The 15,526-nt window shown below is 43.4% G+C and carries 13 protein-coding genes and 7 tRNA genes; 9 read left to right on the forward strand and 11 right to left on the reverse strand.

Annotated elements, in window-relative coordinates:
* Positions 1 to 312: 312 nt before the first annotated feature.
* Entirely contained in the window at positions 313 to 1,686 is a 1,374-nt protein-coding gene (locus DC094_RS09030; protein WP_116686812.1) for an MATE family efflux transporter, read from the forward strand.
* 363 nt (positions 1,687 to 2,049) lie between these two features.
* Here DC094_RS09030 and DC094_RS09035 read toward each other — a convergent pair whose 3' ends face one another.
* Complete coding sequence (locus DC094_RS09035) at positions 2,050 to 2,802, reverse strand: hypothetical protein (protein WP_116686813.1); 753 nt, start codon at positions 2,800 to 2,802, stop codon at positions 2,050 to 2,052.
* 362 nt (positions 2,803 to 3,164) lie between these two features.
* Between DC094_RS09035 and DC094_RS09040 the strand changes: the two genes are divergently transcribed.
* Entirely contained in the window at positions 3,165 to 4,031 is an 867-nt protein-coding gene (locus DC094_RS09040) for an alpha/beta fold hydrolase (protein WP_116686814.1), read from the forward strand.
* Here the strand turns inward: DC094_RS09040 and DC094_RS09045 are convergent.
* The gene (locus tag DC094_RS09045; RefSeq protein ID WP_116686815.1) at positions 3,934 to 4,245 is read right to left on the reverse strand and encodes an Rdx family protein; all 312 of its coding nucleotides are present in this window, start codon (positions 4,243 to 4,245) and stop codon (positions 3,934 to 3,936) included. The two genes, DC094_RS09040 and DC094_RS09045, sit on opposite strands and share 98 nt — an antisense overlap.
* A gap of 293 nt (positions 4,246 to 4,538) precedes the next feature.
* Between DC094_RS09045 and DC094_RS09050 the strand changes: the two genes are divergently transcribed.
* From DC094_RS09050 to DC094_RS09080, 7 genes are all read left to right on the forward strand, one after another.
* Positions 4,539 to 4,614, forward strand: a tRNA-Asn gene (locus tag DC094_RS09050).
* Positions 4,615 to 4,618: 4 nt separating this feature from the next.
* A tRNA-Pro gene (locus DC094_RS09055) sits at positions 4,619 to 4,695 on the forward strand.
* Between the two features lie 69 nt (positions 4,696 to 4,764).
* A tRNA-Asn gene (locus tag DC094_RS09060) sits at positions 4,765 to 4,840 on the forward strand.
* A 4-nt stretch (positions 4,841 to 4,844) separates the two neighbouring features.
* A tRNA-Pro gene (locus DC094_RS09065) sits at positions 4,845 to 4,921 on the forward strand.
* Between the two features lie 70 nt (positions 4,922 to 4,991).
* Positions 4,992 to 5,067: transfer RNA gene (locus DC094_RS09070), tRNA-Asn, on the forward strand.
* Between the two features lie 4 nt (positions 5,068 to 5,071).
* Positions 5,072 to 5,148: transfer RNA gene (locus tag DC094_RS09075), tRNA-Pro, on the forward strand.
* Positions 5,149 to 5,213: 65 nt separating this feature from the next.
* Positions 5,214 to 5,289: transfer RNA gene (locus DC094_RS09080), tRNA-Asn, on the forward strand.
* Positions 5,290 to 5,410: 121 nt separating this feature from the next.
* Here DC094_RS09080 and DC094_RS09085 read toward each other — a convergent pair.
* From DC094_RS09085 to DC094_RS09125, 9 genes are all read right to left on the reverse strand, one after another.
* A complete protein-coding gene (locus DC094_RS09085; protein WP_145959847.1) occupies positions 5,411 to 5,752 on the reverse strand; it encodes a hypothetical protein in 342 nt (113 codons plus the stop codon).
* A 132-nt stretch (positions 5,753 to 5,884) separates the two neighbouring features.
* On the reverse strand, positions 5,885 to 7,312 hold the full coding sequence (gene cls, locus DC094_RS09090) for a cardiolipin synthase (protein WP_116686817.1): 1,428 nt from the start codon (positions 7,310 to 7,312) through the stop codon (positions 5,885 to 5,887).
* A gap of 18 nt (positions 7,313 to 7,330) precedes the next feature.
* Positions 7,331 to 7,807, reverse strand: coding sequence for a GNAT family N-acetyltransferase (locus DC094_RS09095; protein ID WP_116686818.1), 477 nt, complete (start codon positions 7,805 to 7,807; stop codon positions 7,331 to 7,333).
* A 134-nt stretch (positions 7,808 to 7,941) separates the two neighbouring features.
* The gene (locus tag DC094_RS09100; protein ID WP_116686819.1) at positions 7,942 to 8,727 is read right to left on the reverse strand and encodes a substrate-binding periplasmic protein; all 786 of its coding nucleotides are present in this window, start codon (positions 8,725 to 8,727) and stop codon (positions 7,942 to 7,944) included.
* A 249-nt stretch (positions 8,728 to 8,976) separates the two neighbouring features.
* Positions 8,977 to 11,460: a glycerol-3-phosphate 1-O-acyltransferase PlsB gene (gene plsB, locus DC094_RS09105; RefSeq protein ID WP_116686820.1), complete on the reverse strand. Its 2,484-nt coding sequence runs from the start codon at positions 11,458 to 11,460 to the stop codon at positions 8,977 to 8,979.
* A gap of 86 nt (positions 11,461 to 11,546) precedes the next feature.
* Complete coding sequence (locus DC094_RS09110) at positions 11,547 to 12,158, reverse strand: elongation factor P hydroxylase (RefSeq protein WP_116686821.1); 612 nt, start codon at positions 12,156 to 12,158, stop codon at positions 11,547 to 11,549.
* A 2-nt stretch (positions 12,159 to 12,160) separates the two neighbouring features.
* Positions 12,161 to 13,378: a 4-phosphoerythronate dehydrogenase gene (locus tag DC094_RS09115; protein WP_116686822.1), complete on the reverse strand. Its 1,218-nt coding sequence runs from the start codon at positions 13,376 to 13,378 to the stop codon at positions 12,161 to 12,163.
* Positions 13,379 to 13,734: 356 nt separating this feature from the next.
* A complete protein-coding gene (locus tag DC094_RS09120) occupies positions 13,735 to 14,043 on the reverse strand; it encodes a hypothetical protein (RefSeq protein WP_116686823.1) in 309 nt (102 codons plus the stop codon).
* Between the two features lie 329 nt (positions 14,044 to 14,372).
* Positions 14,373 to 15,263: a MaoC family dehydratase gene (locus tag DC094_RS09125; protein ID WP_158527274.1), complete on the reverse strand. Its 891-nt coding sequence runs from the start codon at positions 15,261 to 15,263 to the stop codon at positions 14,373 to 14,375.
* Positions 15,264 to 15,526 lie beyond the last annotated feature (263 nt).

Genomic DNA, 15,526 nt, shown 5'->3' on the forward strand with positions numbered 1-15,526 from the left:
CCTTGAAAAACCATCAGGTTAGAATACGTAACTAAGTTACAGGTATAGCATCGCAATCGCAGCAAATATATGGTGATGATCACTGTTTATTGACAAGTGACAAACAGCAAATGCAACAGATGCTAGCCGTAATTTTTTTAAACAGGTATTCTGCACAGCTGATCTGCTATCTTTTTCACAGCTGTGCACCCTGCTTTTGCCAATAGCTTACCTGCACCACTCAAGCTAATCTTGGTTACAGCGCCGATCACAACATGATTGACTACTAACTAGCCAAAAGCTAAATCCATTTTTCTCGTTTAAGAAGTACTTATGCCCTCCAGTAAAACAAAAAAACCAACCCACGAGCTGAGTATATTACTCAAATTAACCTTACCGATTCTGATTACTCAGTTAGCACAACAAGGTATGGCTTTGGTCGATACCATTATGGCCGGGCGATTCAGCGCCCAAGACCTAGCAGGTATTGCAACCGGTGCTGGAATTTGGGTGCCATTATGGCTATTAGTGATGGGCATTTGTATGGCAACCACTCCCTCAGTTGCTCAATTAAATGGCGCCAACAAACGTGGCGAAATTGCCCCACTAGTGCAGCAAATGCTGTGGATTTCTATTCCACTAGGCATTTTATCTGGGTTAATTCTTTATTTTCTTAATCAGCCGATTATGAATTTACTCGGTGTTTCACCGGAAATTGCCGCACCCGCCGGACAATATATGCAAGCGGTGGCTTTTGGTGTGCCGATTACGATTGCCGCGCAGCCATTACGTTTCTTATCTGAAGGCATGGGTGTAATTCGGCCAATTATGCAGGCAAGCCTGCTGGCATTTTTAATCAACATCCCTCTGGATTACCTGTTTGTATTTGGCTTTGCTGATATTGAAGGTATGGGTGGACCGGGTTGCGGGTGGGCAACCAGTATTTTAATGACTTTCAGTGCCGCATTATGGCTAAGAAATATTTATCGCCACCACAACTTGGCACCATTAAATTTCAGTTTGAAGCTTCCTGCGCCTGACTGGCCGCAAATCAAGCATCAATTTCAGGTAGGTTTTCCTATCGGCAGTTCAATTTTTTTTGAAATCAGTATTTTTTCATTAGTCACATTATTACTGGGCCGATTAGGTGCGATTACCGTTGCCGCCAACCAGATTGCTTTTTCTGCTACTGGCACGCTGTTTATGATTCCGCTGAGTTTATCAATGGCCTTGACCATTCGCATTGGTCATTTACTCGGCCAAGGCAAACAACAAGTGGCTTATAAGCTGGGCTGGCAAGGCATTATGACCACAGCCTGCTGGATGATGGCATCGATCTTATTGATTGTTGTTTTTTCCGAAAACATCGCACAGTTTTACAGTGAAGATATCCAAGTAATCGCACTGGCTTCCAGCTTATTGCTGTATGCCGCCATGTTCCAGTTGTCTGATGGTATTCAAGTCGCCAGCGCCGGCGTATTACGCGGATATAAAGATACCGCCTTCACCATGAAAGCGACCATGCTGGCTTATTGGGTGATTGGTTTGCCACTCGGTTATTGGTTGGCATTTAAACAAGGTTATTTAGCCGTGGGCTTCTGGTATGGACTAATTGCTGGATTAACCGTGGCTGCTTGTTTGCTGCTTTATCGGGTGAAGAAAGTTTCTAGTCAGTACTTGTTAAAAGCAGAAAATCAGTCAGTTTAATTATTTTAAAAGGTAGAGAAATCCATTACTAACTTATTAGGGCGCGTTTAAAATCTATTTTTACAAGCAAGTAATTTAAGCTATCTCATATAAAACAATTGCTTGCAGGCGAACCTCTATCTTTGGCATCTGGATTCTGGCATCCATGCTCGGAATGACGAGGTTCTGAGGTTGCCGCTGGAACTGCCATCCCATCAGGGAGTGACGGGATCCAGTTACATGGAAGTGGAGTTTTAATTTTAGATCTTCAACAGACTCTTAAAAAGACTGATTGAACCTTCAATCAGTCTTTTTAAGAGTCTGTTGTGCAGCCACTCCCTAAACATTATTTCATAACAAAACAATCAGAGTAACTACTAGAGATCACGTTGCATTAGGCTCAGGAGTAGACGATAAAGAGTCATCCCCAGTATCATTAATTATTCCTATCCCCGAATCTATTGGAAAAATATCAAAAGTTCGAATCAGTGAATAATTCATATAACGCATAAAAATTGTTTGCATAATCGTGGAAAATTTTTCCGCTGCCATCCCGTCACTCATGGTAATCGTTTTTAAATAACCAATCTCTGGAATAAACGCTCCGTACGAAACACCTGAAGACTGTTTTTCACAGGTTAATAAGAAATATTGATTTCTTGTTTTTCTATGCAGTCCACAAAAAAATAATTGATGCTTACTGCTTCGTCTCATAAAGTCAATCAGCTGTGCTATTGGAAGCACTGACACACCAGAGGGAAATTCGATACCAAATACATGAGACTCATCAGCGACCACTTTACTTTGCAGCAAAGCTATATCAAAGCGTGCCAGATTTGTCGGATCAAATTTTTCACTTAACAATTTGGATTTCCAGAATCGACAGGAAATCTGGTCAGAAATTTTTTCATTCCAGAAAAAAAACTCTTCATCCCAAATATCCTGCCTTATAGAAAAGGCCACCTGATAATCTTCCAGATCTGGAAAATAAAGCATAAATTGAATACAAAAAAACAGGTCTGCAGCAGCCATTTTGCGATATTTTTCTATTGGTACAAATGATTTTTTCCGAGTCCATATTTTTAATTCTGCAGAACGGAGCCTAAGCATATCCTGAACGGTTTTCTTCGTCAGCATTTCTTTACCTATTTCGGCATTATTTCAAGTACCTGCTTTAAATATTACTATGCTAGCAGATAAATGACGCACCGTACTGCTTATTACAATCCGCCTCAAGCCAAATTACATTCGTCAATCCACCAGGTTGATGTCAGTAGCCTTAGAAATTCCATTTAAGTTTATTCACCAGCTGATTGGCCAACTTTAAGCCCAGCGCAAAGCATAATTCATGATCATTAATGTCGGCTTGTTGGGTTAAAATTGAGCTGCCATATAACAACCCGTAATAACCGATAGAACGATCATGTCTTTGACAGTCCGGCACTCAAACAGCAATCTGGCGCAAAGCCATATCAAGAAAAATAGAAAAGCTGCAACTTATGTCAGATTCAACATTGAATAAACCAACCGCGGTTTTATGTATTCACGGTTCTCTGAGTTCATCTCGTCAATGGGCCATGCTGAGCCAGCAACTGCCGGCTTCTTATAATGCGATCACTCCAGATTTAACCGGCTACGGTCAAAGTGAATTTCCTGCAAACCCTAAGCAATATGATCTGGATTTTGAATTAGATCAGCTCATAGCAAATGGACTACCAGAGAAATTTCATTTGATTGGCCATTCGTTTGGTGGTGCAGTCGCCATTGGTTTGGCTTTGCGATACCCGCAGCGGGTTTTGAGCATGAGCTTGTTTGAACCTATGGCGATTTGGCTACTTGATGAACAACACCCTGGGCGAGTTGATAGCCGAACTATGATGGATTTAATGGCGAAAAGAATTGCTGAAGGCAATACTTTGAATGCTGCCGAAATGTTTATTCAATACTGGAACCATTGCCCAACCAGCAAAGCGCTTGCGCCATCGCTAGCCAGAACACTCGATGTGCCCCAGGTGAAATATCCTTTAGACAATCGTGCCGCTTGCACCCATCACGCTACTTTAAATGATTTACGCCAGCTTACGATGCCCATTCAGTTAATTGGCACGCCAGAAAGCCCATTACTAGCCAGCGCGATTATTGAATTATTAGCCGACACTTTTAGCAACTGCAGCAAAGCTCAAGTCACCGGCGGCCATCTGGCTCCAGTAACCCGGCCTGGTCTAGTCAATCCTTTGCTGATCGATTTTATCGAACAAAACAGTGTGATTAAGAAGGATCAGCAGCTTGACTGTCAGTCACCACAGGCCGATCGGAATGACCGAGGTCGCGTTCAGGATCAACCAGATCTCTTAGCTTTTGCTTAATTTCTCTTAACTCTGGAAAACGGCCGGCTTCATGTCGGCTCCAGATTAATTGATCATCTAGCCAAATATCGAATTGTCCCTTTTCACCCGGGCCAATTGCTACCTCTGAAAGATGTTCTTCGAAGCTGTTTAATAATTCCTGGGCCATCCAGCCAGCTCGCATTAACCAACGACAGCGTGGGCAATAGCGAATTCGTACCATCGGTTGAGACATCGCAATATCCTTTATATGAATCAGCTTGAAGTCATTCTAACCAAATAGCCATTGAATGCTCCAGCTGGTCGACCCTCCAATCTGGCTGAAAACCATAATAAAAACGCCTAATTAAAACAGTACCATCTAATGACGCCGACAGCGCAGTCAGCTGGCGGTCTTAATATGATGTCCATTCCTATAAAGCGGAAGCTAATAAGTGAAATCACCCCTTGACCAAGAAGTAGATTTAGGTATGATTGCACCCCGCTTCTAGAGGACATTACAAGTGTCTTTCAAGCGATAAAGATTGTTCCCTGATAGCTCAGTTGGTAGAGCAAATGACTGTTAATCATTGGGTCACTGGTTCGAGTCCAGTTCGGGGAGCCAATTACGGGGTATAGCGCAGCCTGGTAGCGCGCCTGCTTTGGGAGCAGGATGTCGGGAGTTCGAATCTCTCTACCCCGACCAAATTTTTTAAAAGATCGCTGTTAGCGATCTTTTTTATTCTCTTTTCTTTATAGAGAATGCAAGTTTCGTTCCCTGATAGCTCAGTTGGTAGAGCAAATGACTGTTAATCATTGGGTCACTGGTTCGAGTCCAGTTCGGGGAGCCAATTACGGGGTATAGCGCAGCCTGGTAGCGCGCCTGCTTTGGGAGCAGGATGTCGGGAGTTCGAATCTCTCTACCCCGACCAATTTTTAAAAAAGATCGCTTTTTGCGGTCTTTTTTATTGCTCGATTCGATCGGGCAAAAGCAAGTTTCGTTCCCTGATAGCTCAGTTGGTAGAGCAAATGACTGTTAATCATTGGGTCACTGGTTCGAGTCCAGTTCGGGGAGCCAATTACGGGGTATAGCGCAGCCTGGTAGCGCGCCTGCTTTGGGAGCAGGATGTCGGGAGTTCGAATCTCTCTACCCCGACCAATTCATAAAGAGATCGCTTTTTGCGCTCTTTTTTATTACTTGATCAAATCAAGTAAAAGTTTTATTCCTTGATAGCTCAGTTGGTAGAGCAAATGACTGTTAATCATTGGGTCACTGGTTCGAGTCCAGTTCGAGGAGCCAAACAGATCACAATTTGAGTTTTGCTCGTTGTGACCGAAAAAGCCGCTAAATGCGGCTTTTTTTGTGTCTAAAGTTTATTGTTCGAAAGTAAACATTCGAAATCAAATCAAGGCTCAGAAGCCTACTGATTCTCTTCTCCAATCACACAACGCTGATCTAGCATTTGTCGAGCAAACTGATAATCATCACTAACCAGTTGCTTACAATGTTTCTTGCCAGCAGATCGAATAAACATGTGCTTACTAATGCAGGCCTGCACCCTCACCTTATGCGCTCTGCGTAAACTCCATTGCGCTTTGGCATACCAGTCTCGCAGCTCACAAAAATCTTTGGGTGGTGCTTTGAATGTCGATAAATATGCAATGCCTGGCAAGGCGTCATAATTGGCCGGTGCTGCAGCCACTGAACCTGACATGATAATCAGCGGCCACAAGGCTAGCCAACGCATCAATCGGAACTTCATAAGATAAAACCCTTTTATCCTTTAGTTATTAACACTATAGAAGCCGACTAGACGGGAAACACGGATTGGTATTGACGCTGGATCACAGAAGCTAAATTTAATCTGAAAAACAAGAATGGTCACCAGTAAAAACTATTGAACCGGTGATAAAAGCCGAGAAAGGCGCACTGCAATTCGAAACCACAGCGGACGATGATATAAATCGGTGAGTTTAACCTTGCGACTATTAGAAAAATCTTGAGTGAGCATTTGCGACACTTCTTCAGCAAAACTGTGATTTTCGACTAACACCATCACTTCAAAATTCAGTCTAAAGGAACGGTTATCTAAATTGGCCGTACCGACTGCTGCTAATTGATCATCCACCAGAATCGCTTTTTGATGCAAAAACCCTGGCAAGTAGCGATAAACATTGATCCCTGCCTTTAAAGCATCTTTCAAATAAGCAAAACTGGATAAATAAACTAGCCAGTGGTCTGGGCGCTGTGGCAAAAGAATTCTGACATCAACCCCACGTAAGGCTGCCAACTGAAGCGCCGAAACAATTTGATCATCCGGAACGAAATAGGGGCTGGAAATCCACAAGCGTTTTTTTGCACCATTAATTAATTGCAAAAAGAATAGGCCACAAGTTTCCAGTTCATCGGCAGGGCCTGTCGGCAACACCAGAATTTGTTGATTCGCATCACAAGCGGCTTGAGGCTGCCAGTTCAACTGCACCACTTTTCCTTCGGCATACAACCAATCTTCGACAAACGCTAACTGAAGACTTTGCACTGACGGCCCTTCTAGCAACAAATGGGTATCACGCCAGCGGCCAATGTTAGGATCTTTGCCTAGATACTCATCACCGAAATTATGTCCTCCCACTAAAGCCTGACAACCATCTGCCAACACCAACTTTCGATGATTACGGAAATTAATCTGAAAGCGGTGTTTTCGGCCACTACTAAAGGGCACAACATCTACACCCTGTTGTTTCATGGTCGACCAATAGGTGTCTGGCGTAGAAAAGCTACCGAAAGCATCGTAGAGGAACATCACCCGAACCCCTCTTTCAGCGGCTGCAATTAATTTTTGCTGCAGTAGCTGGCCAATCGCATCGGCACGAACAATATAAAACTGCAGCAGCAAATAATCGCTGGCACTGTCGATTACCCGAAAGATTTCAGAAAATGTTGCTTCACCATCAATCAGTAATGACGCCTTATTACAACGAGTAAACGGCATTCTGACTAACTGCTGCAATACTTCACTGCCTGCAGCTAGTTGGCAGTTTTCATCCAACCGATAAGGTCGCAAGCCTTGCTCTAACTGCTGAGAAACCAGATTGATTCGACGCTCACCCTTGCGGCGCGCCCTAACATAACCAACAAATCTCTGCCGCCCTAAAACCAAATACACCGGTAAAGTCGCCAATGGAAACATCACCAACATGATTACCCAAGCAATGGTGCCTTGGGAGGTTCGGTTAGTCATCAAAGCATCATAAATAGCAAAAAATGCCCCCAGATAGACTAGAGACAGCGCACCACCTATCCAACCCAACCACTCAGCCACAGTGTTTTCTCATATGAGTTAATCAGTCAATAACATCATCGCATCAACTTGCTTAGAGGCATTCTGCAGCCCTTTCCATACTTGCTGCAATGGCTTGGGTACAGTTTGGCAATCAACAAATCGGTTTTGTCCATAAAAATCATGCAACCACTGCCAAGGAAAGGCATAGCAAGCTTGATTTTCTAACAAGGTAGTTTGCTGCTTGATAAGATGCTGCAACAGCAAATGTCCGTAACCAGAACCTCGGTGAGCCTCAGCTACCAACATATTACGAATTAACCAGCATGACGATTCAATCGATCCATCTGGATTTCTATTGGCAAAAGGACAGAGACGAAAACCGGCAACTATTTCACCTTTGAGACGCTCACTATCAAGGCGAAGCACCAAGTGTTTTTCCTTACGACCACAAGATTCAGACTGACCATTAGCCTTTAGAAAACGTTCAAACAAACCGGTTTCAGGCCATTGAAGGAGGGAAGTTTCAGGCGTCATATCAAAACTACAAATAAGCACAGAAGGTTTAATATTAACGTTAAAGCGGTGCAGGTGAAATCAAACACCAAAGGATAGAATTGAAAATGACTTTTAACTGACTCGCTTTAGACTTTCTAGCTAATTAAGAAGCACTAAGGCAGCACCCCAGTTTGGTATTGATGCAAAATCGACTGATGACGAGTAGATTCTCTAATTTTTTCCAATGCAGCCCAAATTTTCTTATGCATCAAAGGCTTTGCTGAAGCATATTGGTGAGAAAAGACGAGGTAGTAATTATAAGTTTGATAAGCGGGATATACTTTTTCAATTTGATCCATTAATTCAGGCTTTTGACGCATAACAACATCAACCATACTGTTGTAACCCACCATTAAGCCTATATGGCCACGTAATAGCTTTTCCAAATTTTGCTGCTGATGACGGGCGCCTTCTGCTGCTAAGTCATCATTATTTAAAGCCTTTTCAACAGAATAACCCGAAACAAAACCAACCTTGCCTTTCAATTTTTTTAATTTTCGACCATTCCATTCTACTTGGCTATTTTTGCGACGGTAAAAATAAAAAGCACCATTGCCTAGCCTATAGCTTGCATCTATCCCAGATCCTTGCATTGGATAAACCGCAAAATTTTCACGTGATTCTAAATAACCCATACCAGGAATAACATCGACTCGCCCCTGCTTGAGTAGCAACATACAACGGCGCCAAGGCAATCGGCGAAACTTAATGTTTAAATTAAGCTGCTGCCCTAACTGCTGCATTAATTCAATATTGGCACCCGGATGCTCAGGAACTTTGGCTCCAGAACCATAATAATCAGGTGGATTAGGGCGATCTTCGTAGCAAACTTCTAAAGCTTGAGCAGAAGAAAATAGACTAGATAAAATCACAAATAAGAAAGCAAAATAACGATGCACAAGCAACCTACTACAAACGTCAAAGAAACTTGTTAATCAGTAATTGCCTGTGAAAAATAAATAGGTAATACCAAATAAGAGCAGGCAATCTGTTAACAGCAGATATCTACTTAATACCAGATACCTAACCAATTTAGCTATAGATTGCCAATAAAGATAGCGACTTAGAGCTAAGATGGCAGCCAGATAATCACTGACTACCACCTTTTGTCATTAAATAAACTTATGAAAGGTATAATTTAATTTGGGTTACGCTGCGAGCTGTTTAGCCGGTTCACTGCCTACCGCAGCAACTTGTCGAATACTTCTAGCAGCAGCTGGACTGACCATCTGAGCCAATAATTGATGCAATTCATCAAGCCCGTGACTGGCAACTATCTGACCTCCGGTTTCTTGGAGGTACCCCTGCTCTCTCAAAGTTCTAAACATCTGGCGGAATAACGCCTTGTCGAAGAACTCAGGTGAACGTAGGTCGATTAGAACCGATAGTCTCTGTGCCGACTTCTGACAGATATCTTCCAGCTGCTTACAGCCGCTACCCTCAGCTGAGCGATTCAATAGCAACAACACCAGATAAAAACGCTCCAATGTTGGTGCCAACGCCTGAGCCAGCACCATCAAACGGTAATAGTTAACCGTCTCTTGTTCTGGAGCAATCAACAATCCATCAGCTTGTTCAATTAATAGCTTTTCTGTCACTAGGAAATCAGCAATCTGTAGCAATTTTTGCTTCAGTTGAGCATCACTCCAACTAATAAATAACTCTGCTTTTAAGAATGGATAAAGCGATTTACTGGTCGCCAACAATTGCTGTCGACTCATTGGCTTACCATGACTAAAACAAGCTGCAACTAATGCTGGAACCGCAAACATATGTAAAATATTATTTCGGTAATAGGTCATTAATACTGCGGCTTGCGAGTCTAGATAAATCAAATCACCTTGAGGGTGACGGAAACGCCCCACCCCTTTCTGTGCAATCAAAGCTCCCAGTAACTCTGTTTCGCTGTCATCACAATTCACCTGCATTTCACTGTAACCAACCTGCTTTAAAAAGCGCTGGTACAAACCAAGCTGGGCAAGTAAATCATGCTCCGACATGGCATTACGGTCGGTTGCTAATAAAGCCAATGATGATAACGCAACCCCATTAATGCCAGCCGCTGCATTAATTCGCTCCATAATTTCACCGGCCAAGCCATCAGTCGCCTTAGACAGCCACTCGGGACGTGGGTCATTACCGTAATCTTCATTTCTCCAGCCAGGTTTCTGTTGCTCGAGATAATCTGTCAGAGGTATCGGATCACCAAAGTTAACCTGCACTTCACCCCAAGAAGTTTTAAGCGCTTTACTGGCTTTTAATAGCTGCTTAACCGATTCTGGCTGCTTTGCCGCACCCGATAATTCTTTAATATATGTACGACCTTCCACCACCCGCTCATAACCAAAATATACCGGCACCATCATGATTGGCTTTCGGGAGTTTCGTAAATAACTTTGTACCGTCATTGCTAGCATGCCAGTTTTTGGTGGCAATAAACGACCGGTTCTTGAACGACCGCCTTCAATGAAATATTCCATTGCGTAGCCACCCTTCAACATAGTGTGAACATATTCTTTAAATACCGTGGTATACAGCTGATTGCCACGGAAACTACGGCGAATAAAGAAAGCACCACCACGACGAAGCAACCCACCTACCGGCCAAATATTTAAATTAATACCGGCTGCAATGTAAGGCGTTGCTAAACCTTGATAAAACAGAACATAAGACAACAACAAGTAGTCCATATGACTACGGTGGGTTGGCACATAAACCAACTCATGACCTTGGGATTTTTCACGCAAATGATCGACATTGCCGACTTTCACACCAGAATAAAGTCGATTCCACAACCAGCGCAGAAAATGGTCAAATAATTTAACTACCCAGTTTTCATATGAAGCCGCAACTTCTTCAACATACTTTCGAGCATTGGCTGTGGCTTTTTCCCGTGAAATCTTTTTGTTGGTGATTTCATACTGAATCGCTTGCTCTACTGCATCTGAGCGAACCACCGATGCTACCAGTGCTGGGCGATGTAACACTGCTGGGCCTAAAACTGAAACGCGTTGACGATGGAAATGAACCCGAAAAACTCGGGAAAGCTTATGAGCAATTTTTCGATCATCTTCACTTGTCAGCTGAGAGCGCAACGAAACTGGCTTGCCAATAAACATAAAACACTGACGCATATGCAGCAGCATCACTAATAGCCGTCGTCCCCAGCCCATCTCAACCCGGTCTGACAGTATTAATTTAATAATCGATTTTTCATGTCCAGGATTTCGCCCCCACAACACTGAAACCGGAACCAGTTGGATATCTTGCTCTGGGTGATCTCTTAACCAGCCTTGTAGCTTAATCAAATCATCTGGCACACCCGGCTGGGTTCCTTTGCCGCGCTGGCCAAGGCAAAAACAAGCCTCCATTGGCGGCACACCGTCCGTTCCCGCTTGATCAGAAACACGCGCCAGCGGCGATGGTAAATTATTGCTCAGACAGAAATCTTCCAGCAATAACTGGTTCGAGATAGAGTCATCTCGCATCACATAGCAAACAGGTTTGTCTGTATCCAATTCAAGGTTTTGCAGTTTTTCCGGCATAATTCGGCTGTTAGCCCAAAAGGCTAATGGCTTGCGAACTAAACGAATAAGGGATTTACGCAATTGATCTAGCACGTTCAACTCCATTGATGAATGCTATCCTTAGCCCGCTCAATATACCTTAAAGCAGGCCAGTCAAAATCATTAAATTGACGATTTATCAGTAAAATAAATTACCAATCTGCCATATTGGCATTCTTCAGATTCTGAGGGAAACATTCAGATGTTTGATAAAAATCTTGCAGGTGATCAACTAATAATTGCATTCGAGGAGATAAACCCTGCTGCAATTTATCACATGCTCGCTGATGCACCTTTTGAGCAAATGCAGGTCGGTCTACTGGCTTACCACTCAAGTTATCAGCGCTTATTCGAAACCTGAACCCGGCAGCATGAGCCAAAATAGCCTCTAATGCCTGAGGGTAGATTTCTACTTTCTCAAATTCAGCTTGTTGCTGAACCGTTCGCCCATCTGGGCAATACCAGTAGCCATAATCTTCCTGCAACCGACGCTGCGGCCCAGCAACCAACCAGTGAGCTATTTCATGCAATGCACTAGCATAAAAGCCATGGGCAAAAATCACTTGATGGTAATTGGTTTGCTTGTTTTTATATAAGCCTTTAGCAGGCAAATACAAAGGTTCGTTGCCACCGCAAATTAACCGGGTATTTTCTGATTCTGAAAATAAAGAATCAAAAATATCGATAATATCTTGTGGCAAATGTTGTCGGTGTTTTTTCTTGGGAGCAACGACCACAACATCCGCTACAACTGTGCTATTCATGCTCAACCTTCATAGTCAATCTGAAACCCCAGCTTAGCGGCGACTTTAGCCAATGCTTGCCATTGAGGCCCTAACGGCAAGTTCAGATAAAAAGCTCGAAATTCTCTTCTGACTGGGTAATTTTTACGAAGCCAATCAAAAGTTTCTGCGCCCGGTTGTTGTTGTAGCGCCTCGCGCATTATCTGGTCATCATGTAACGGCTGATAACTGGTTAAAATCGCTTGTTGCAAAAAATCCTGCGGGCTTTGCTCAGGCTTTGGTGTTAACACACCACCACCAGGTAATTGCGGCCATTGCGGCGCATTACCTAAATCAAATTGCTGAAAAACAGCATCGGCCAGCATCGCCGTTCCACGTACCTTGCCATCAAGGCTATAACCTGCGATATGTGGCGTTGCAATAAAACAGCTAGCCAATAGCTCTGGATTAACTTCAGGTTCGGTTGGCCAAACGTCGAGAATCAACTTCAGTCGATCTTTATGCCGCATTAGCGCTGGGCCATTAATCACTGGGCCGCGACCTGCATTAAGCAATACCGCTCCATCAGCAATTTGTGCCAATTGCGCTCGTGAAATTAAATCCTCTGTCGCATGTTCACCGGTTGTAGTTAGCGGCGTATGTAGACAAATCAGATCAGCATTCAGCGCTTGTTCTAGCGAAACGAAGTCATCACAAGTACCTTGCCGCTGTTCTTTTTGCTGGCGGGGCGGATCATTTTTCAATACCCGTAAGCCCAAAGCTTCCAGTCGCTGCACTACTCGAGAGCCTACATTGCCCACACCAATCACCGATGCGGTTTTACCCACCCAATCCCAACCGGTGTTTTGCTTTAGTTGGATCAAAGCCGCGGTGACATATTCAGCCACTGAATCGGCGTTGCAGCCGGGAGCGTTGCTAAAAGTAATGTTGTTTTCAGCTAGGTAAGGTTGGTCAATATGATCGGTACCAATAGTAGCGCTGCCAACAAACTTTAGTGACGAGCCTGCTACTAACGCCTGATTGACTTGGGTAATTGAACGCACCAACAGCAAATCGGCATCGGTAACTAAGTCAGGCGACATATTGCGACCAGCACTTCGTAGCAATAAAGTTGTCGGTTTAGCCTCAGATTGCGCGAGTAAGCTAGGCTGACTGCCATATTCATTACTCCCTTTTTCGTAGCATATCGCTTCGAAAAAGTGCTCTACATAGGGAATATTCTCGTCAGCAACAATCCGCATCTCTGGCTCCGCTCAATCAATAGACAGCCATTATACCTATGACTGCCCCGAGGGTTAGCATGTCTAGTCAAACAAATTGACCTGCCATGATTTTTCCTAGTTAGCTGTGACAAAAGTAGTCACACAGATTTGCGTTAAAGAAGAGAGTGGGAAGAATTACGCCCAAGCCACTTCCAAGGTGCAGAAATCAGCACATCTTGTGGTGGCTTGGGTATACAGGCATTAAGAGACCAAATTTAATCTTAATGCCGACACTAAGCTCACAGAAAGGGATCTCTGCAGCCTCAATGCCGGAAATTACAAAACAGGTGTAAGCAACAAATGCTAGAGCTAAAACTGCATTTGATTGTCAACTATTAGGTTTTTACAAACTGAGAAAATGCTTCTTCTGGAGAAAGACCTTGCATGATAAGCGCAATAATCTCTTCTCTATGACCGCCAATGTTTTGAGGCATGATACTTCTATTTTCACTAAAGTAATCCGACATCAGTTGAACTGACTCTGGTCTTTTTCTATCTTTCTTAACTACTGCTTTTTTGGCAGGCGCTTTCTTTGGAGCCGATTTCTTTACTGCAGCCTTCTTTACTGTAGCCTTCTTTGCAGGGGCTTTCTCTGGAGCGGTTGTCTCAGGTGCAACGTTCTCTGGTGCAGTTTCTTTCGTCATAGTTTTCTTTGAAACCTCGTCTATTTAGAGATCAAAACCGGTAGAAGCTTGTGCCTAAAGCACCTCAAAATTCACTCATAAGTCCTGAAACTCGTAAATTGAAGTAGTTTGGCCATGAATTAATCATACATCATTTCTCTGTTTCAAAACTGGCACTCATACAATCTCAAATACTGCTCAAAAATATATACCCAAATCAGCTCAAGATATGCAGCTTGAATTAGTTTGGGTATAGCCAACTTCACAGCCAGTCAAATTTCCTACAGACAACAAAACGGCAAACCAAAACTTCTCAGATTGCCGCTCCTATTGCATCAAATAGTCAATGTCTAATGCGCGACAGAAACCAGCGGTTTAATACTTCCCACTACATGAATTTTGTCATTCTTATCATTGCGCAGCTCGAAATTACAGCCTTTTGCAGTAACTTGATTACTGTGCAGAACTACCTTGCCAGGCAAGAAGATGGGTAATTTAAATTCAACCGTAACTTCTGCTGCATCACCTTCTAATTTCGGCAGTAATTCAGCAATAATTCGAGCTTTTGACCACATGCCATGTGCAATATGACGCTTAAAACCTAAAAGCTTAGCAGTCCATGGGTATAAGTGAATTGGGTTGGAATCACCCGATGCGGCAGCATACTGACGCCCCAAATCATCTGCTAACTTCCACTCAAGCTTGTTTTCAAACTCGGCAAATACCGGCAATTTTTTCGCCTTGGCTTTTACATGCTTAACTTTGCAGCGGCTAAGGTAAGTACTTAAACCTTCCCAAACTAGCTGGCCTGATGCATAAACCTTGGCTTCTAGGTCCATTTCCCGGCCTTTTTCAACCAACCGATCACCGACCAATTCAACGGTAATATCGAGGCTTTCTTGCGGCAGGATTTTTCGATAGTTACGAATTCGGTTACCCAAATGAACAATACCCAATAAAGGCAATGGAAATTCTGGCAGCAACATTAATTCCATTTGCAAACCAAAAGACATCACATGCGGGAAACTCATCGGAAGTGCACTACTATCGACTTCAAAGCCACAAACTTTTGCATAATCGCCCGCCTTGGCAATATCTGCTTGTTGTTTATGAATCGAAACACCGAGGCGCGGCAGATAGTCGTCTTCACTCAGCCCTCGCTTGCCCGCTGTAATCACTCGGCCATACATGCGTAACTTGCCGGAGATCTGATCCAACTCCTGAAAACTGGTTTGATTCATGGGTTTCCTCATTATTATTAATAACCTGCTCTGTTCGCCCCATCTACTATCTGATCACATCTAGTCACCAGATAGATAGTAAACAACCGCCAAATGACTGAACTGGCGATTCAAAAAATAGGGTTACGCTTTCGAATCAGGTGTAGATGCAGCTTGGATAGCTATCGATTAAGTATTGATGATAACCATCAAAGTGTATGGGCTGAGGTTTTGGCGGCAATTGGCCGTGTAATCAACATGCTCCGTCAACTCAGCCAATGACC

The organism is Pelagibaculum spongiae, assembly GCF_003097315.1.
Lineage (GTDB): Bacteria > Pseudomonadota > Gammaproteobacteria > Enterobacterales > Pelagibaculaceae > Pelagibaculum > Pelagibaculum spongiae.